Source organism: Bacillus sp. TH19, from assembly GCF_016651075.1.
GTDB lineage: Bacteria > Bacillota > Bacilli > Bacillales > Bacillaceae_G > Bacillus_A > Bacillus_A mycoides.
The window spans coordinates 514,450-533,741 of record NZ_JAEKEO010000001.1; the positions used below are offsets into that span (position 1 = coordinate 514,450).

Genomic DNA, 19,292 nt, shown 5'->3' on the forward strand with positions numbered 1-19,292 from the left:
CATAGAAACATATATGAGTTGTTCATAGTATGCTGTAAATTATCTGAAGTTTTTGTACCAGAAGCGAATGCTTTGATGATATTGCTGAGGAAAGGTGTATATTTTCATTGATATGTTAATATGCACCTTTTCTATTATATTTGCACTTGAATAGATGCAAGTTAGAAAATGAAATTGAATTTCTATAACGTATACATAGGAAGCCATCCTTTTAAAAAGGAAGTGATTTATCATACAAATTCATGCTGTGAAAATACCAAAGAATATTGGAAATCATTTGTTTAATCAATTTAGTAACTTGATTTCAAATGAGAAGAGAGAACGAATGAAGCGGTTATTAAATTTATGTGATATTAATAGGACTTTAATAGGAGATTTGTTAATCCGATCTCTAGTCTGCCAAAAGTATAAAATTAGTAATGAAGAAATTAGATTTATATATAATGAGTATGGAAAACCTTTTGTTGAAAACTTTTCTGACTTTCATTTTAATATTTCACATTCAGGAGAATGGGTGGTTTGTGGCACTGCTAATTCTAATGTAGGGATTGATATAGAGAAAGTTTCAGAAATAGAGGCTCTTAAATTAGCAAATGAGTTTTTTTCAGATGAAGAATTTTATGATATATCTAGTATGAATTCTGATGAACAAATTAATTATTTTTATGATATATGGACATTAAAAGAAAGCTATATAAAAACGATTGGAAAAGGGCTTTATATCCCGTTAAATTCATTTTCTATAAAAAAAGAGTCACGAACTTTAATCTCATATAAGAATATACCTAAAGACTTTTACTTTAGACAATATAGCATTGAGCCGAATTATAAGATATCTGCTTGTGCAACAAGGGAAGAATTTCCGCAGGATATAATAATTAAAGATATTTATACAATTTGCCAAAATATAAACAAATTTTAAAGTAAGGAGAAAATCAATGCAGAAGACTAAACTTTTTTGCTTTCCACATGCTGGGGGATCTGCGTTTAGTTACGCAAAATGGAAAAATTACTTTAATCCATATATTGAAGTAGTCCCAATAGAGTTAGCTGGTAGAGGATATAGAATTGAAGAAAGCTTGTACCAAAGTATGGAAGAGGCCGTAAATGATGTCTACACTAGTATAGTTAAGCAGATAGAGCATTCGCCCTATATTCTATATGGGCATAGCATGGGAAGTTTGATTGCCTATGAAGTAGCCAGAAAAATACAAGATTCTAAAAACGTATTGCCTGAATTTCTTGTTTTGTCCGGTAGAAACCACCCAAATAGTAAAATGAAAAATATCCGACATAATCTTTCTAACGAACAATTTAAAAGAGAAGTTATTGCAATGGGAGGTACACCGTCCGGGGTACTTCAATCAGAAGAATTAATGGGGATTTTCCTCCCAATTCTAAGAGCAGATTTTAAAATTGTTGAGACATATATTCATGACAATAATATGCAAGCATGTGGTATTGATTTTCTTATATTTAATGGGGAAAATGATGAATTTACTACATATAATCAAGTAATAAAATGGGAGCAATACACAAGTAAAACGTGTACTTTTCACTCTTTTAAAGGTAATCATTTCTTTCTAAATGAAAATATTGAAGAAATAGCAAATAGAATTATAAGAAAGTTAGATTCTAAAAGATTTTCAACTAGTTTTTAGAGTTTTTCTAAGTACAATCATGGCTGAGAAACCAAAAATTAAAGGTGAAAAATACAGGTACTGCTGGAATATCATTGAATGGAGTCATAGAAGCCTCAACGAAATGTTCAAAGGTAGGTAATGATGGAATTCTAAGCAAAATATATGAATTAACTTTAGTTTATTTAGGCTTTACCTGTAGGTGAAGTTTTCTTATTTCATTTTATTTTATCACCAGAAAAATGATCTTCTAAATTAAATTTAAGCATTTTTGAATTTAAACATGTCGTGCTTTCTCATATTGACAGTAATCGACTTACGTGGCTGGAAGAAAGAATTGCTAATTATTTGGGTAATACACCATTATACTTGATACAAGGTACATAACAGTTAGGGAACCTGTATGTAAAGCTACTGTATATGTGAAGTGAAAAGGCCGGCTCTTATACTTATGAGTCGGCCTTTTTGTTTTATGGATATCAAATTAGAAAGCAACATTTCAAAGGGTATCTTGTGATATAACTAAGTAGAATTTTAAACAAGGGGATGATGAGATGAATAAATTGAAGGGGAAAGTTGCATTAGTAACAGGTGCTAGTAGGGGAATAGGGCGAAGCATTGCCTTACATTTGGCTCAAGCTGGTGCGTTAGTCGTAGTTCACTATAGTAAAAGAAAAGAAGAAGCAGAAAGAGTAGTGCTTGAACTACCCCCACTTTCACTTCGTTTAGAAGTGGGGGATTCCTAAGTAAAGAGTTCTAATAAAATTAAACAAGATGGCGGTTCTGCATTTGCAATCAGTGCAGACTTAAGTACTTTTAACGGTATAAATTACTTGTATTCAATGTTGGATCAATCTCTTCAAAAACATATAGGTAATACTACATTTGATATACTTGTAAACAACGCTGGAATTGGGCAGATTTTAACGTTAGAGGAATCTACAGAGGGGTCTTTTGATGAGGTTATGAATATTAATGTGAAGGCTCCATTTTTCATTATTCAAAAGGCTTTGCCACGTTTAAAAGATGGAGGACGTATTATCAATATTTCGTCATTTGTTACACGGATAGCCTCCCAAAGTGTTTTTGCCTACAGTATATCTAAGGGGGCAATTAATATACTCACTTATACTTTAGCCCGTGGTATTACAGTAAATGCAATTCTCTCAGGCATAATTAATACAGAAATGAATGCTGAGACATTGGGGAATCAAGATGGACGAAAATATGATGCAGGTTTATCGACCTTTAATAGGTGGGGAGAACCTAATGATATAGCTGATATTGTAGGTTTTCTTTCATCATCAGACAGTCGTTGGATAACTGGTGAGTTAATCGATGCAAGTGATGGATCTTGCTTATAATGCTAGAGGAAAAGCCGACTTAAATTGAGTTGGATTTTGCAAATCTATTATTTATTTGTTAAACCAGTGAACTACGCACCACTTATTAGCTCTTACAATAGCCAACTTGAAATGGGTCCAAAGGTGGTAAGTCAATTAGAGTAGAGAACTAATTATGCTGTAGTAGGATTAATGTTAAGTATAAATGATAAAAAGCAATAAATATGCACAATTTCATATATAAATAGATACTTTTTGTTAACTCTTTTAAAGGGGAGGAAATGTATGGAATTAGTATGATAGAATCAATTTGTATTAAATCGAAAGGGGATGAGTGTAAGTTAAAAAGAATGATTCTAGGGGTTTCATCATTAGTAGTGGGAGCAACAGTTGGTTTAGCGACAGATGTATCCGCAGCACCTGCCCCACCATTAAAATCATTAAATGTAGTAAAAGTTGAATCTCAATTAGGCGGAGTTGAATTTATTGGTCCTAATAATCTAAGTACAGTTAAAGATCATGGAGGAAGCTATTTATCATTTATACAAATGAAATGGGATATGGTAAAAATTCGATTGCTCAAATGAGTGGTCAAAAACTAAAAAAAGTAGATTCTAAGATGATTGATATTAATGGTGATAGAACAGTTGATGGATGGGAATATAAATGGGATGCTTCGGGACAGCAAAATGGACAATTTAAATATCAAAACACATCTACAAATGCACCTTGGAATACATTATCTACGTCATTAAATATTAAATAAGCTAACAGAAGAATCTAATGTTAATTTTTTTTGTCGGTTGCAATAAATGTAATGTTTAGGTAACTAAAGGAGTCTACGTTTTTTAGTGGGCTCTTTTAATCTAATGATAAGATACTGGCAAATTGATAAGCTATTTTATCCAATTGTCACATTCAAAATTTACATAATGTTATTTCGGTAAACAAATTTATGTTTAATAGTGTGAGTAATTAAACATAAATCTATCAAAAAATCAATAAAGTTATTAAATGAGTCTTTCAGCATAATTATCTAAAACTACATATTTATGAATTTTTATAATATTTTTAGTATATATCTAGTCCTAAATCATACCATTTTATAACAAAATACTATAATTTGATTAGTAATAGTAGTGAAAAAAACATTAAACATAACTAGGTAATATAGCTAATGTTATTTTTTCACATAATTTGTTTAATAGTATGCATATCGTTATTATTCAATGTAACTAAAATAATTTAAAAGGAGATAGGAAGTTATGTTTAAAGTAAAAACAAATGGAAGAATAAAAAAGATTGTTATGATTTCTGCGGCTTGTACCATGATGTCAATGTATGGGGCACCAATTTCTAGTACAGAGGCAGCAATCCGATCGCATGCTCCATCAGTTTATGTAACACCACAAAATACTGCTGCTTCAGATATTATTAGCATAGACTGGTCACCAATCCAAACGGCACCTTATACATATTGGGCTGTACATAACTGGAATCAGGGAGGAGAGGGTGGCGGTTATGCCGGCTTCCAACAACAAAGCGGTTTTGATCAAACCGGTAAACGTACCCTTCACTTTGCACTTTGGGATCCAATAGCATCAAATCAAGCAATAAAAGCTGAATATTTATCGCCGACTTCGGAAGCCAGTAGATTTGGTGGAGAAGGAACAGGTTTGAAGGTACAAACAACTTATAATTGGAAAGATAGTGAATGGTATCGAATGACACTACGTTCTTGGCAAGAAGATGGTCATACAAAGTTTGGCCAGTGGATAAAAGATAATAAATTAAATCAATGGAAGTTAGTTGCTATTATGGATCATCCAGTTGCGAATGTTCCATTTAACTATGGTTTATCGATGTTTCAAGAGGACTGGGCTGGTAATGGACAAGATGTAAGAGAAGCACGCCTTAAAAATGGCTATAGCAGAAAAGTTTCTGATAAACAATGGAATTCTTGGAATAATCAGCGTATCTCTGGGCAACATGATACCTCTTATCAATACGATGGAGGAGCAACTTCAGAATATCTATGGGTTAAGTCGGGAGGAAATACTCAATCAACTATTGGTACTGGAAAGACTTTTAATATAAATCAGCCTAGTCAACCAGAAATGGGAAATTTGGATTTTGATATTCAAAATATTCGTTTTGAAAATGAAAAATTAAATGTGTCTTGGAAATTGAAAGAACAAAGTACTCCCCAGTTTAAAGGGGAAATTGAAATCTATGACAATGAAAAGTTAACGGGACAAGCTTTGAAAGTAATCGACAATATTAAGTCCTATCAAACTGAGGTAAGTCAAACTATGCAATTGCCTCAAACAGCTTATGCTAAAATTACATTAACAGATATATTTGATCGAACTGTATAGAAAAAAGTAGCAATTACAAATGGAAATTCTGATATTTTAGTAGGGAATCAATTTGCATGGTCCCTAAAAGGAATTAGTGATTTCGAGTTTGCTAAAATCAATTTCAATAAGTCGAAAGAAGAAATGCAAATTGACTTAAAAGCAGGCGTACCGCATCATTATTTTAATGAAACATATGCGAGTATTAAAGTACAAAATGCATCAGGAAAAGTAGTATACAATAAAGATATTTATGGAAACAAACAACAAAATGCTGAATCGCAAAAAATTCCAGTCAAAGTAGGAGATTATATTGAGTTGACACACTTAGAGGGTGTGCATAGAGCTACTTTCAAAAATGTAGACAACAGTAAACAAGAGAGCTTTGGAAAAAAAGCCATGTACGAAATTACAAAAGAAGGTCTGAAGAAAGTAGAAAAAATGCCAGAAGCAACAATTTTAGATGGAAATCAATTTGTATGGTCCTTAAAAGGATATAGTGATCGAGAAATTGCAAAAGTAGATTATAACAAAACGTCAGAAGAGCTAAAAATAAAATTAGAAGCTGGTGTACCGCATTCATACTTCAATAGTACATATGCGAGTATTAAAGTCCAAAACTCATCCGGTAGCGTTATATACAATAAGGAAATCGTAGGGAATAGACAACAAAATGCCGAAATCCAAATTGTGTCTGTAAAAGTGGGAGATTACATTGAATTAACTCATATAGAAGGAGACGCAGTAAATGAAAAGACACGCGCAACATTAATGAATCTTGAAAATAACAAAAATGAGACTATTGGAAAGACAGCAAGGTATCAGGTTACAACAGAGGGCTTAAAAAAAGTAGAAAAAATGCCAGAGACAACAATTTTAGACGGAAAACAATTTGCATGGTCATTAAAAGGATATAGTGATAGAGAAATTGCAAAAGTAGATTATAATAGAACAGCAGAAGAGCTGAAAATAAAATTAGAAGCTGGCATACCGCATTCGTACTTTAATAGTACATATGCAAGTATTAAAGTCCAGAACTCATCCGGTAGCGTTATGTACAATAAGGAAATCGTGGGAAATAGACAACAAAATGCTGAAACCAAAACAGTACCTATAAAAGTGGGAGATTATATAGAATTTACTCATATAGAAGGGGAAGCAGCAAAGGAAAAAACGCGAGCGACTTTAACTAACCTTGAGAATGGAAAACAGGAATATATAGGTAAGAAAAGAATATATCAGGTTACATCTACAGGATTAATAAGACAATAAATGTATTAAAAAGTTGGGGGAATCCTCAACTTTTTTTATTGAAATAAAAGGTTCTGGTGCAAAAACTTCAAGGTAATTACAAGTAATCTCTAAAACTTGGACATACTGATACTATTACTCTAAAAAGGTGTGTGATCGGTATGGAAAAGAAAAATTGGTTCAAATGGAAGCACTATCAGCCTGATATTATTTTATTGGTTCTGGTGCAAAGATTGTATTTATTTGAAAGAGGTATATAGATTCCTAATGGAATCTATTCTTATGCAGCCATTCCGAATAGTTGATGAATAAACTTCACTTCATTTTTGACAGACTTGTCCCGTAAAATAAGTTGGCCTTTTTTAATGATATGCATCGCTTCTATTCCTGAAAGAATAGATTTAGCTGTACGAAAAGATTTCAATCCTAGCATTGAACGAACTCTCTTTTTAATAAAACGATGATCTTGCTCTACAATGTTATTAAGGTATTTTACCTGCCTTATTTGGATGCCCACAGGCATCTTTTTCTCTGTCTTCAACTCTTCAATCGCTATAGGATAGGCCGGGTTTTTGTCCACTGTAATCACACGGGGCTTTGAAACATGAAAAGACTGCAAAGCTTTCTTGAAAAAACGCTTTGCAGCCCTATGATCTCTTGTTTTGCTTAAATGAAAATCAATTGTATATCCTTTTGAATCAACAGCACGATATAGGTACATCCATTGACCTTTGACTTTCACATAGGTCTCATCGACTCGCCAAGAATCATTGTTTGATTTAAGATGACGTCGTACTCGCTTATCTAATTCGGGACCATATTGATGAACCCATCGCATGATAGTTGTATGAGCCAGGGATAGCCCGCGTTCTTCCATCATTTCGACTAAATCACGAAAACTGAGGTTGTACCGTAGGTACCATCTCACGGTTAATAAAATAACATCCGGTTGATAATGTTTCCACTTGAATAGATTTTTCTTTTCCATACCAATCACATCCTTTTTTAGAGTAATAGTATCAGTATGTCCAAGTCTGAAAGACTTTTTTTAGATATTTTGAAGTTTTTGCACCAGAACCGTATTTATTACATAGAAGTTGCTATTATTTTAGTAATCATCGGTGCAATGTTTGGCGGGATTATACGTATAATTCGGCATACCAGCAATCGCAAAAAGCAAGATCAAGTTGAGCAAAAGTTAGATAGGATTATTCAACTGTTAGAAAAACAAAACAAAGATTGACCCTCCCTCCAAACAGGAGGGGTTTGCAATAATTATCGTTATTGGAAGTGGATTAATATCAGCTTATTCGTCTTATAAGTTCAATCGAGGACACTTAGATTCCTAAATATTTCAATTCCTTTTATATGTTGTTGTATTAGAAAAATGTTGTAGACTGAAAATATGCTTTCTGTACCTAAAGGAGAATGTGTTAAACGAGATGACTAGTGGAGTTGGAAGTATAGGAGAGTATAAGAAAACCGCCTGTGATGGCGGTCGATTTTTAACATAGTAATGGAGTTCATGTAATCATCTTAAAAGTGCATCTTAACGAGGCGTATTAAAATAAGTCGTTTTAATTTAACGCTTTTATGATGTTATCTACAAATATTTTATCGATTTCATGTCCTTGGTTTGTTTGTTCTGAATCCATAATTATTCCTTGTGATTTCTCTTTGTCAATCCACAAATAGTATGTTTGAGTTGTTCCACTTAAAAAGTGAACATTTACTTTGAAATTTGGCTTGTGTGTACTAGATTTATTTGAATGTGTATGCCCGATATGGGTGATAGCGTTCACGAATGCTCCAACATCAAATTGTTTTACGAATATGTAAGTCTTATTCCCCTCAACTTCAATAAATTCAATAGATTTATCTTTTATGGAGTGTACTCCTTCACCGTCCTTCGCTGTATTATGAAGTATAATACCATCTTCTGACTGTTCACAATCTCTTAGCATATACGCCACACCATGTGTTTCTTGAGGAGTAACGAACTTCTTACAAATATCCTTTCTATTATAGTTTTTGTACTTGCTAGTAAAAGTAAATTTCTCATCTTGATAAGTTACAGTTTCTAAACTCGGTACTTTTGCCTCCTCGTCAATGAAATAATTTTTAATTTGTATTTCGTCACTTTTTTTATCTTTTACATTTTGAGAAAATGTTTCAAATCGTTCTAGATTTCTAGATTTTTCTTTATATAAGTGTAAAACAATATCATTTTTGTTTGCTTCAGTGTATGTCTCTTCATCGCCATTAACAAATACAGTTAAAGCAGCGATCGATAAGCATAATACTCCAACAATTAATGTTTTCTTCAAATTGAGTTCCTCCCTAAAAGATATTATAAATTTAATCATAATAATAAATGACTATTCTTATTAAAAAACTTAGTACCTCGAATAGGTTAAGTTTAGATCACATATCTCTAATCAGGTGATTAATAAACATGCATGTAAAGTTAACATAACGTAACATTATCAGTAGTCTTATATTTAAAAATCTATAAATCTTTTATTTAAATACAACAACCTCCTCTCCTATTCGGAGAGGAGTATGGTCCACACCTACTAATCATTCTCACCTGAATACACTTTTAAGTCTTCCATTGCTATGGCTATCGCATGTTTTTCTGTATCAATTAACGATAACCCCTGTTTAATAGGAGACCAATATTCATATCCGTAATCTTCAAACCACGCAAAAACTTTTGTACTGAAAAAACCATCATTTCGTTTGATAACTTGGACTTTGTATCTTTTGCTTGGGGAAACAATTTCTTTAATGATTTCTTCCATTGTCTATCTCCCTATATCTTTTATCCAGATTGTACCACATCAAGAATATAAATGATGAAAGGTATTTTGATTGCATAAGGTATACATGTGAAGTTAACATAACGTCCTATTATCAGTAGTCCATGTAATTAAAAGTAGTAAAGACACTAGCAGATAATAGACCTAATAAAAATTAGGTCTATTATTTTTATTTAATTCAAACTCTTCTTCATGTATTACTATACTTGTAATTCTCACTTTTTTTAGTATGTGACTTAATTTAAGAATTCAAATTATAAATGGAGTGTACAGTGCGAAAATTCTGCCCCTGAAAAAACGTTAATTTTCTTGTTTACAAACAAGAGGGCATAGGAGTAATATATTGTACATAAATTCATATCACTATTCGCTGAATCCATATGGAGCGGGGGAACCAAATTTTGTGCGATTGCACTCGGGGTGAATCCTTCTTAAATGAAGGTAGGGCTACTCTCAAGGCCCGAATCCGACAGCTAACCTCGTAAGCGTTTCGAGAGGGGATACTATGGTGACTTTTAAAAACACTGGGTGAACTTTGGTGTCTTTTTTTATACTCTTTTTCTGGAAAATAATTCAAAAAAGGATGAGAAACTTGAAAGAGACACCCATAAAAACGAAAAATCCACTTTGTTCTTTCCCTTCTAATTCCAAACCTTCTAAATTAAGAAGAGAATTAGGGATGAGACATTTAACAATGATTTCTATAGGCGGAAGCATTGGGACTGGGTTATTTATAGCAAGCGGAAATACGATTCATACAGCAGGACCTGGTGGAGCAATTATAGCTTATTTGTTGATGGGGTGTATTGTTTACCTGTTGATGACCAGCTTGGGAGAGATGGCAGCGTATATGCCTACATCGGGTTCTTTTAGTACGTATGCTTCTAAATTTGTAGATCCTGCATTTGGTTTTGCAATTGGTTGGAATTACTGGTTTAGCTGGACTATTACTCTTGCAGTTGAAATTTCATCAGGAGCTATTCTTATGAAATATTGGTTTCCATACAGTCCATCTATTCTTTGGAGTGCGTTATTCATACTGTTTATGCTTGGAATTAATATTCTTTCAGTGAAACATTATGGAGAAATGGAGTTTTGGCTTTCACTTGTAAAAGTTATTACTATAGTCGTGTTTATTATGTTAGGAATAGCCACGATATTTGGAATTTTCAAAGGGAATCCTATTGGATTTCACAATCTAACAATTGGGGACGCACCGTTTCATGGAGGTTTTCTTTCTATTCTTAGTGTGTTTATGATTGCGGGATTTTCCTTTCAAGGTACAGAAATGGTCGGAATTGTAGCTGGAGAAAGTAAAGATCCTGAAAAGCATATTCCAAAAGCTGTGCGGCAAATCTTTTGGAGAATTCTTTTATTTTACATACTTACCATTTGCGTAATTGGAGTCATAGTTCCCTACACAGATCCGAATCTAGTTAACAATGACATTAGTAATATTACAATGAGTCCCTTCACACTAGTATTTGAAAAAATTGGCTTCGCATTTGCAGCTTCTATTATGAATGCAGTTATCTTGGTATCTATTCTATCAGCTGGTAATTCTGGAATGTATGTTGCAACCCGAATGTTATGGGTAATGGCAAAAGAAGGGAAAGCTCCAAATTGCTTAAAAAAAGTAAATAAACAAGGTGTTCCTATTAATGCTTTACTTATGACAACGACTGTGGCAATCGTTGCGTTTGCAGCTTCTTTATTTGGAGAAGGGCAAGCATTTATATGGCTTTTGAATGCTTCGGGACTATGTGGATTTATTGCATGGTTAGGGATTGCTATAAGCCATTATCGTTTTCGTCAGGCTTTTTTACATCAGCAAAAGAATTTAAATAAGCTCCCGTATCAAGCAAAGTGGTATCCTATCGGTCCTATTTTGGCATTTGTAATATGTACTATTATTATTTTAGGACAGAATTATTCAGTCTTTATAGGATCACATGTCGATTGGTATGAAGTACTTGCTACTTATATTGGTTTACTGCTTTTTCTTGTATTTTGGTTCGGCTATAAAATTATAAAAAAAACAAAGGTGATTCCATTACAACAAGTCAATTTAGAGCATGATGATCATTAAGAATGGAAATTAAGGAGACAAAAATATGGAACTAGACATTCTACTCAGGTTACTTGTAGCAATACTTGTTGGAGCAATAATTGGATTAGAGCGTCAATGGCATAATTGCATTGCTGGATTACGTACAAATGTACTTGTTTCCGTTGGTGCTGCACTTTTTGTACTATTAAGTGTACTCACTCCAACTGATAATACACCTACAAGAATAGCTTCTCAAATTGTAAGCGGGATTGGTTTTTTAGGTGCTGGAGTTATTATGAAAGATGGATTGACAGTTCGAGGACTGGATACAGCAGCAACCTTATGGTGTTCTGCTGCTGTAGGAACATTAGCAGGTAGTGGCTACTTACTTATAGCTATAACGGGAACCATTCTTATTGTCAGCATAAATAGTTTACTAAGACCTGTTTCAAAATGGGTTTCCGAAAAATCCGAAAAAGGTTTTAAATATTCCCAACAAGTTACCGCTCTCTCTTATAGAGTAAAACATAAACCATCAGAGAAAAAAGATTGCTAAAGAGAAGCTAATTTTAAGAACGTTATCAATAATAATAATAGAGACCTATTCTAGATGGGCAAATAGAGAAATAATTAGTGTGCAATTTATTCAATATTTGAACTGATGAAAAATAGTTTCTACAAAGTAATAAAAGAATACGGAAGTACATTAAAAACAGCCCTGAGCTGTTTTGGTAGTCCAACCTTACAGTAGCAGTTTATCTTTCTTCGAATATATAAACTAATTACTTAAGGCGTCTAGAAAGGTGGGAGCTTCATATCAAACAAATAGAATGTTTTACAGAACCATATTTTAAAACTGTTGGTGGACGAAAAAAGGCATATAGAGTGTTTGGTTACAAAGATGGGGAAAAAAAATCTTTTCCGATTACATTTAAAACATTGAAACATGTAAGAACGTTTACCTACAAACATGCTCTCGAAAATCCTGGATGGTTAAATGCCAATGGTGATATTAGTGAATATAATGTTAAAGTGGATAGAGATGAATATAAAAATGTCTGGCAAGATAATGTTATAGAAAATGTATATAAAAATTACACTGATTTTAATAATTGGTAGCAGTAATTCTTAAACTGCTTTGATTCCAAATTAATTTTTTACAAAACGCTATGAATAAATGTAAAAGTATGAGGCAAGGAAATTCACTCATGTAGAGCAACAAGAAATCAAAACTGGAATTGATAAATAGATGACTTAAAATGTTTCAGAAATGAAACTAATTGAGTCATCTATTTTTTATTATGTAGGGAATGTTGTTGTTCGAAGTAACGAATATACGACTACAGATTGAATTTATTAGAAAATAATTTTTCTACCTTTGAAATTTTAATGACTCCTAAGTGTTTATCAAGGTATATCTTTACAAACAGTCAAAGAACATCTATGAAATATTAAAACATCAAGTTTATAAAGGCTGTTAAAAAAATTTATAAACGTTTATTTTAGATGAATACCTTTATAAATGAAAGTGGCATAATTATGGTAAAAAAATGTAAGGTAACTATCAAACGTGGCAAATATTTATGGATATATTCGTGTAAGTACAAAAGATCAAAATGAACAACGTCAATTACATAAGATGATGGAACGAGGAGTGGAAGCTCGGCGTATTTTTTTCGACAAAGCAAGTGGACGACACTTTGATCGTCCTCAGTATCAATTATTACGAAAAATATTGAGTACAGGTGATATTCTTTACATAGATGCTTTAGATCGTATGGGACGTAATTATGATGAAGTAATTTCAGAGTGGAAATACATAACAAGAGAATTACAGGCTGATATTGTTGTTTTAGAAAATGAAACTTTATTCGATAGCCGTAAGTTCCGTGAAATGGGGGACATGGGTCGGTTGATGGAAGGGATTACTATAGCTAAATCTCAAGGAAAACACCTAGGACGTCCTCAGGTGAACCTTGCCACCTTAAGCAAACAACAAATGCATATAATAGAAGCAAATTACCCCAAATGGAAAAGTGGAGAAATAACAGCTGTTATCTTTATGGAAATGTTAGGTTTGAAAAAAATACATTTTATAAAATAATGAAGGAATATGAAGTAGCATCTCTCCTATAGGAAATGCTACTTTATCCCCGGTTGTAAGAATACGTGTACTACCCCTTGTAGCTCATCAGACACTGAAACAGGGAGACAAAAACCGCCATTCTTTCCAATAATTCTACAGAAAGAACAGCGTATTTTTCGTTTTATGGATACAATTTCACTTTAGCTTGATGCTGATGGGATACTACCCTTAAATGTATGCCATAATTCATGTTTGGATGAATGCTTACTTCTGTTTAATAGGCAGTGTATAATAGCCAAAAGCCAAATCTAGTAAGGCGCTCGCTTCTTGACGCAGTAACAGATCCATTGGACGGAAGGTAAAAGATCCGTCAGCATTAATAGTAGTATCAGGGTCTACGATTCCTTGTGAGGCAAGGGCTTGAATGGACTGGACCGCCCAGGCATCCGCAGTGTCAAGCAATTTCACATGATTGGCTTGGTCAGGTTGAATATGCTTCAAGTTTTGAATCATGGTTGCTGCAACTTGTCTGGTAATCGGAGTCGCGCGGTCATATCCTGGTATGCCTGCTATGAATTGTTTTTTAATTTCTTCGGTTTTTCCTGGAAAAATGCTCCATCCATGTGCAAGCAACAAGGCATCAGCAAATTCTCCTTGTGTCATGGTGCCCATTGGATCGAATAGATTACCTGCTTTAGCATTCATGATGTCTAAAGCATAAAGATTGTCGATGTGGATTCTATAGTTACTCTTTTGCGGGACGTCTGCAAAAGTTGGTTTGATATTGATTTTCTGAGATTGAGCAACAATGCCTAGACCCTTAGGACTGGTGTAATAAAAATATGCGATTTCTCCGGCCGCATTTTTTTGAAAAGCAATCTTATTTCCTTCCGAATCCTCAAACAACAACGGGTGAATCATTTTGAGGACTTGTTTGCCAGTTGTTTCATCTTCCATGACCAACGCCCCATTCGCATAGGTAAAGTGAGTACGAATCGCAAACGCACGTGTGTTTTGGTACAAGCCCAAGTATTTTTGTGCTTCTTTTCCCTTTAACGAGAGATACACTGTTTTCTCCGCTTTGGGAGCAGGGAAATAATGATCCATGAACACTTCGTACACTTCTCGACTCATCATGGAATCATTATTGTAAGACATGAAGAATGCGGTTTTCTGTTCAGGTACCAAAACCATTAATGAAGAATGTCCAGGCATATTCCCACCTTTTAATACAACATGTTGACCATTGGCGAGGTCATTGAAATATGTTTCAAATCCAACTGTCGCAATAGGAATCGTCTTATCTGCGAAAACTTGGTGGGTATGCATCATATCCATGCTTTTTTTACTTACTATTTCTTTACCGTCAAACTTTCCATTCTGTAGCTGCATGATCATGTACTTTGACATGTCTTCTCCAGTGGACAAAATACTTCCTTGTGGTCCATCAGTTGGAGCGTGCCCATTTGTTGGAATAGGATCGCCAGTGGAACCGTAATGTGTAGCCATTCTCTTGAGAAGGTCAGGCGTAAAGCGCACACTGGTAGACTTCATGCCTAATGGTTTAAAAATATTCTTTTCCATATATCGTGAGAAAGATGTGCCCGTAACATTCTCCACTGCATGTCCTGCGAGTAAAAATGAGAAGTTGTCATACGTATAAGCTTCACCGGGTGGCCGTACCACCGTCGGCATATGTTCGGGTAGAAATTCCTTAATAGATATATTTTTATTTACATATTCAGGCCCGATTAGCGTGGTGATATCGGGCAGGTCTACGCCGCTGGTATAGGTCAGCATATCAAACAGTGTTAGGGGTTTTCCTGTTTGATTGGGTATTTTCAAACCACCGAGATACTGTTGTACATCTTGATCTAGTTTAAGCTTTCCTTTATCGACTTGTTGCATCACAGCCAAGGCAGTAAAAGTTTTCGAAACTGAAGCGATTTGAAAGACCGTTTCCTTAGTGACGGGAATTTTCTTTTCTTTATCAGCATAACCATAGCCTTTATTGACGACGACATTTCCATCATGAACGACGACAAAACTAGAACCGTTCACATTGTACTTCTTCATTTTTTCCTCAAATAACGGATCAGCAAAAGATTCTACTTCTTTTTTATTATTGGGCGTTTTCGTAATTTGGATATCGGTCGTGGATGCCGATGATTTTGATTTTCCAACTTCTAATGGCTGTGGGGAACACGCAGAAATCATACTTGAAGAAGAGAGAAAAATTGCGACGAGACCCAGTTTGTTAATCGCTTTTTTCATTTTTGTACACTCCTTTATTCGATTGGAATTTTTTTGTTGGCACAACGAGTTATTAGCTCGTTAGTGTATGAACAGAGTGTAGCAAGCGGCAAGTCATAGTAGATAGTGATCATCTGTCATTTCCTATATGACACAAAAAATAGAAGAGGTTACGGCTGTATTGATAGTCATGTCATACAAATCATGACACTTTGACACTACCGTATGTGACAGACAAATACTTAGAATCAAAGGGCGGCTCTTTACGTATTAGCAATGAAAGATGAGGGGAGATTCTAATGACGAAAACATCAACTCGAAAAGTTTTGCAAGATTTCTATTTTTTGTTGTTTACCTTTGGATCTGGAGTATTTTACTTTTGCTTCTATTTAGTTAGCATTACATTTGCATTAGTGATGACGGTTATCTTCCTGGGGGTTCCCTTGTTGGCGAGGGTGTTGCAAACAACTCACACATTTGTCCAGTATGAACGCATTCAGACGAAGGTTTATACGGATATATCGATAGAACCATTACTGCCAAGGACAAAAAGTGGAGGGGATAGATGGATTAAATCGGGAGAAATAATTCTCAATAGTAGCAATTGGAGGGCGGCTTTTTGGCTCATGCAGAAATTTTTTGTTGGAATGATGAGCCTTATATGTGTCTTTATACTGTACATAACTCCGCTCGTATTTATCTTTACACCCTTTCTTTTTCCATATTTTGATATATACTTATTGGGAATTGCGGTGAATTCATGGGAGAATGCTATTTTTGTCATGATTATTGGTTGTATCCTCATCTGGATACGTATTTGTATTGGAAACAGCTTAGTTCGAATAATTGGAATGTACACGCGTTCTATGTTTAAAGCTATAAAGGGGTGATAATTTGTTTAAAACTTTGAAACTATGGTTCTGGTATGATTGGGCATTACTTTGTATACGTTTTATCATTTGGTTATCATTGATGTTAACGACTATCCAACATCAAGACCATTTGACTGTACCACTTTGGATCATTATTATTTGGGAAGTTGTGTCATTTTCAGTACCTTGGATTTGTTTAATGTTCAGTTATCGCTATTATCTATTTGTTGAGATACTTTTATTTGGGGGAGTGTGCTTCTACTTAACTTTATTATTTCCGTCAGCGTATCTTGCTTTTTTAATGCCAACTTTCATGATTGCGGCAAATAGTGCTGATAAATCATACCGTTGGTCGGGTTCAATCACAATTATTTTATTCCCATTGCTCATTACGATATTTTCTCCGGTAACAGATTTATGGGTGATAATCCTACAAATCGGTTTAGCTTTTGCTATGGGTTCTTGCTTTCGTTTACTGGTTGTCAATTACCGTCAAAGCGAAACTATTAGGAACCAGAAGCATGTATTGGAACAATACGTATCCCAAGTTGAGCGGATTACTTTACTGGAGGAACGTGACAGGCTCTCAAAAGATTTACATGATACGATGGGGCATTCCTATACCTCAATTATTATGGGAATGGATACACTACGTACGGAATTAAAGACTAAAGAAGGAGAGCAAAAGCTCGACTCATTATTACAATTGGCCCGTAATAGTATGGAAGAAGTAAGAATGTATTTGCATCAAATGGATTTACCACAAGAATCTCTTTCCTTAACTGTCACATTACAACAATTGACAGAGGAATTTGAGAAACATGCAAAAGTAAATGTACGCTTTCGAATAATAGGGGAAGAGTATATGGTCTCCAAGCAATCAAAGATGACATTATACCGGAGTTTGCAGGAATCATTAACAAATGCGGTTCGCCATGGACACTCCACCGAAATCATTGTGTCACTTCATTTTGAGCCACAACAGATAAGATTGGACGTGCAGGATAATGGCTGTGGGGTAGAGGAATGGAAGGATGGATTCGGATTAACTGCGATGAAAGAGCGCGTGAGTCAATTACAAGGGAGAGTTATTGTTTACTCCAAAAAAGGAGAAGGGACGTTAATTTCATGTGTGTTACCGAGACTTGTACAATTGTCCAATGAACGAATCCGCTTGTGTATCGTCGATGATCATTCTTTTATTCGAGAAAGTCTTCATACAATTTTGGATGGACAGGAGGGCTTGCAGGTAGTGGGGATGGCTGAAGATGGAGAACAGGCTGTGGAATTGTGCGAAAGCCTGAATCCAGATTTGGTATTAATGGATTTGGAGATGCCCAATCTTGATGGGATTCGTGCGACCAAAATAATCAAGGGGAAATGTCCTGATATTCGTGTCCTCATTCTGTCAACGTTTCAGGATATAGAAAGGGCGAAGGAAATCATACGAAGCGGTGCTGACGGCTATTTGTTGAAGTCCATAAATTCACGTGAACTAGCTGAATCGATTCGCCTAGTCTATCGGGGAGGCACAATGATAAACCAGGACTTGTTTCATAGAATGTGGGAAGAAGATGAAAAAACAGGATCAGTTGAATCAAAATCAGATGGAAAAGAGTTTGGCTTAACGAAACGCGAACTAGAGGTATTGAATTTATTATCACAAGGTAGCCGTTATAAAACAATTGCTTCGAAGCTTTACTTATCAAACGGAACAGTAAGAAATTACGCTTCCAATCTCTATGAAAAGCTGGGAGTCAAAAATCGAGAAGAAGCCGTGCAAAAAGCTAAAGATACAGGCTTACTTTTGTAAGAGGGAATGTAGTCAACTGCTAGAGTACGTGAACAATTCTATATTTTAGAGCTACATTTTAAGGATAAATAGTGTTTTAAGAGTTTTTTAGTTTATTTGAATGAGAGTCATTATGTTTCCGTTCTTAAGTTGATGGATGTGTGGTGCTACCCCATCGCTATCAAGCTAAAATTTTTTAGTACCCCCAAAACGAAATTTTGTGCTAACTTGTAACCCAAAAGCTCATTTTATCGTTTTGGGGTGGATTTGTTTACTTAAGTTGATGGGCATTGGGGCACCATATCAAAATAATGCACGTTTAGACACATTTTGGACACATTATAACTGGTTCCCTGTAAGTTAAGGAACCGGTTACTAGTATACATTCTGCTAGAAATGAACGAATACTAATACTTTAATTTACTACAGAAAGAATTTCTTCTGATAATTCTTTTAATGGGATATATAGTTAAATTACTATATCACTTGTGTTCTCCAAACCTTGAGGGCAAATTTCAACGGATGCATCCAGACCTGCTAAATCTATAGTATCTTCCATATAGTCATTTCCAGCTATGCGTGAAAAAAAATCCATAAATAATGGGAAAGGATTTTGAAAGTTATTTTCAATCCATCTATCTTAAACTCCTCAACTCTTACTAGAGGTCCCGCCAACCCAATGATATAAAACTCACGCTAAGACATTTTTGGTTGGCGGGATCCCATAAAAAAAGACACTTTGGAGTGTCTTTAAAATAAAGCTATAAGATATCCACGGAAATTCCATACAGCATACAAAATCCTTATTTTAAAGATAAAGAGCGCT

General features: G+C 34.5%; 12 protein-coding genes, 5 pseudogenes and 1 riboswitch. Of the genes and pseudogenes, 13 read left to right on the forward strand and 4 right to left on the reverse strand.

All coding sequences use genetic code 11. The features are described 5' to 3' along the window. Positions 1-247 precede the first annotated feature (247 nt). The 6 genes and pseudogenes from JFU54_RS02260 to JFU54_RS02295 form a co-directional block, all read left to right on the forward strand. Positions 248-922 (forward strand): 4'-phosphopantetheinyl transferase family protein, encoded by a 675-nt coding sequence (locus tag JFU54_RS02260; protein WP_043314397.1) that lies wholly within the window; start codon positions 248-250, stop codon positions 920-922. 16 nt (positions 923-938) lie between these two features. Beyond that, positions 939-1,661 carry a thioesterase II family protein gene (locus JFU54_RS02265; protein WP_151304223.1) on the forward strand — a complete coding sequence of 241 codons (723 nt, stop codon included), beginning with the start codon at positions 939-941 and terminating at the stop codon, positions 1,659-1,661. 533 nt (positions 1,662-2,194) lie between these two features. Then, a pseudogene (locus JFU54_RS02275) lies at positions 2,195-3,004 on the forward strand (SDR family oxidoreductase). A gap of 260 nt (positions 3,005-3,264) precedes the next feature. Continuing rightward, a pseudogene (locus JFU54_RS29650) lies at positions 3,265-3,749 on the forward strand (DUF4879 domain-containing protein). Between the two features lie 499 nt (positions 3,750-4,248). Beyond that, positions 4,249-6,612, forward strand: a pseudogene (locus JFU54_RS02290) (putative mucin/carbohydrate-binding domain-containing protein). Between the two features lie 140 nt (positions 6,613-6,752). Continuing rightward, positions 6,753-6,833: pseudogene (locus tag JFU54_RS02295) on the forward strand (IS6 family transposase); the annotation flags it as partial. Positions 6,834-6,871: 38 nt separating this feature from the next. Here the strand turns inward: JFU54_RS02295 and JFU54_RS02300 are convergent. Continuing rightward, complete coding sequence (locus JFU54_RS02300; RefSeq protein WP_201063612.1) at positions 6,872-7,579, reverse strand: IS6 family transposase; 708 nt, start codon at positions 7,577-7,579, stop codon at positions 6,872-6,874. Positions 7,580-7,657: 78 nt separating this feature from the next. On the opposite strand from JFU54_RS02300, the gene JFU54_RS02305 reads away from it, so the two are divergent. Beyond that, positions 7,658-7,834, forward strand: a complete 177-nt coding sequence (locus JFU54_RS02305) for a DUF4083 family protein (RefSeq protein ID WP_242489409.1) — start codon at positions 7,658-7,660, stop codon at positions 7,832-7,834. 334 nt (positions 7,835-8,168) lie between these two features. On the opposite strand, the gene JFU54_RS02310 is transcribed toward JFU54_RS02305, so the two are convergent. Together JFU54_RS02310 and JFU54_RS02315 are read right to left on the reverse strand one after the other, a co-directional pair. Beyond that, positions 8,169-8,918, reverse strand: coding sequence for a YhfM domain-containing protein (locus JFU54_RS02310; protein ID WP_201063614.1), 750 nt, complete (start codon positions 8,916-8,918; stop codon positions 8,169-8,171). Between the two features lie 249 nt (positions 8,919-9,167). Further along, positions 9,168-9,395: a hypothetical protein gene (locus tag JFU54_RS02315; protein ID WP_201063615.1), complete on the reverse strand. Its 228-nt coding sequence runs from the start codon at positions 9,393-9,395 to the stop codon at positions 9,168-9,170. 376 nt (positions 9,396-9,771) lie between these two features. Further along, a riboswitch (cyclic di-AMP (ydaO/yuaA leader) is annotated at positions 9,772-9,917 on the forward strand. Positions 9,918-10,005: 88 nt separating this feature from the next. Between JFU54_RS02315 and JFU54_RS02320 the strand changes: the two genes are divergently transcribed. The 4 genes and pseudogenes from JFU54_RS02320 to JFU54_RS02335 all read left to right on the forward strand — a co-directional run bounded on the left by JFU54_RS02320 (position 10,006) and on the right by JFU54_RS02335 (position 13,599). After that, positions 10,006-11,502: an amino acid permease gene (locus JFU54_RS02320; protein WP_277956397.1), complete on the forward strand. Its 1,497-nt coding sequence runs from the start codon at positions 10,006-10,008 to the stop codon at positions 11,500-11,502. A gap of 25 nt (positions 11,503-11,527) precedes the next feature. Further along, positions 11,528-12,019 carry an MgtC/SapB family protein gene (locus JFU54_RS02325; protein WP_000417877.1) on the forward strand — a complete coding sequence of 164 codons (492 nt, stop codon included), beginning with the start codon at positions 11,528-11,530 and terminating at the stop codon, positions 12,017-12,019. Positions 12,020-12,348: 329 nt separating this feature from the next. Then, positions 12,349-12,582, forward strand: a complete 234-nt coding sequence (locus JFU54_RS02330; RefSeq protein ID WP_201038278.1) for a hypothetical protein — start codon at positions 12,349-12,351, stop codon at positions 12,580-12,582. A gap of 451 nt (positions 12,583-13,033) precedes the next feature. After that, a pseudogene (locus JFU54_RS02335) lies at positions 13,034-13,599 on the forward strand (recombinase family protein). Positions 13,600-13,813: 214 nt separating this feature from the next. On the opposite strand, the gene JFU54_RS02340 reads toward JFU54_RS02335, so the two are convergent. Then, complete coding sequence (locus tag JFU54_RS02340; protein WP_201063619.1) at positions 13,814-15,823, reverse strand: serine hydrolase domain-containing protein; 2,010 nt, start codon at positions 15,821-15,823, stop codon at positions 13,814-13,816. Between the two features lie 278 nt (positions 15,824-16,101). On the opposite strand from JFU54_RS02340, the gene JFU54_RS02345 reads away from it, so the two are divergent. Together JFU54_RS02345 and JFU54_RS02350 are read left to right on the forward strand one after the other, a co-directional pair. After that, positions 16,102-16,692 carry a sensor domain-containing protein gene (locus JFU54_RS02345; protein WP_201063622.1) on the forward strand — a complete coding sequence of 197 codons (591 nt, stop codon included), beginning with the start codon at positions 16,102-16,104 and terminating at the stop codon, positions 16,690-16,692. 4 nt (positions 16,693-16,696) lie between these two features. Next, on the forward strand, positions 16,697-18,487 hold the full coding sequence (locus JFU54_RS02350) for a helix-turn-helix transcriptional regulator (protein WP_201063624.1): 1,791 nt from the start codon (positions 16,697-16,699) through the stop codon (positions 18,485-18,487). Positions 18,488-19,292: the final 805 nt, after the last annotated feature.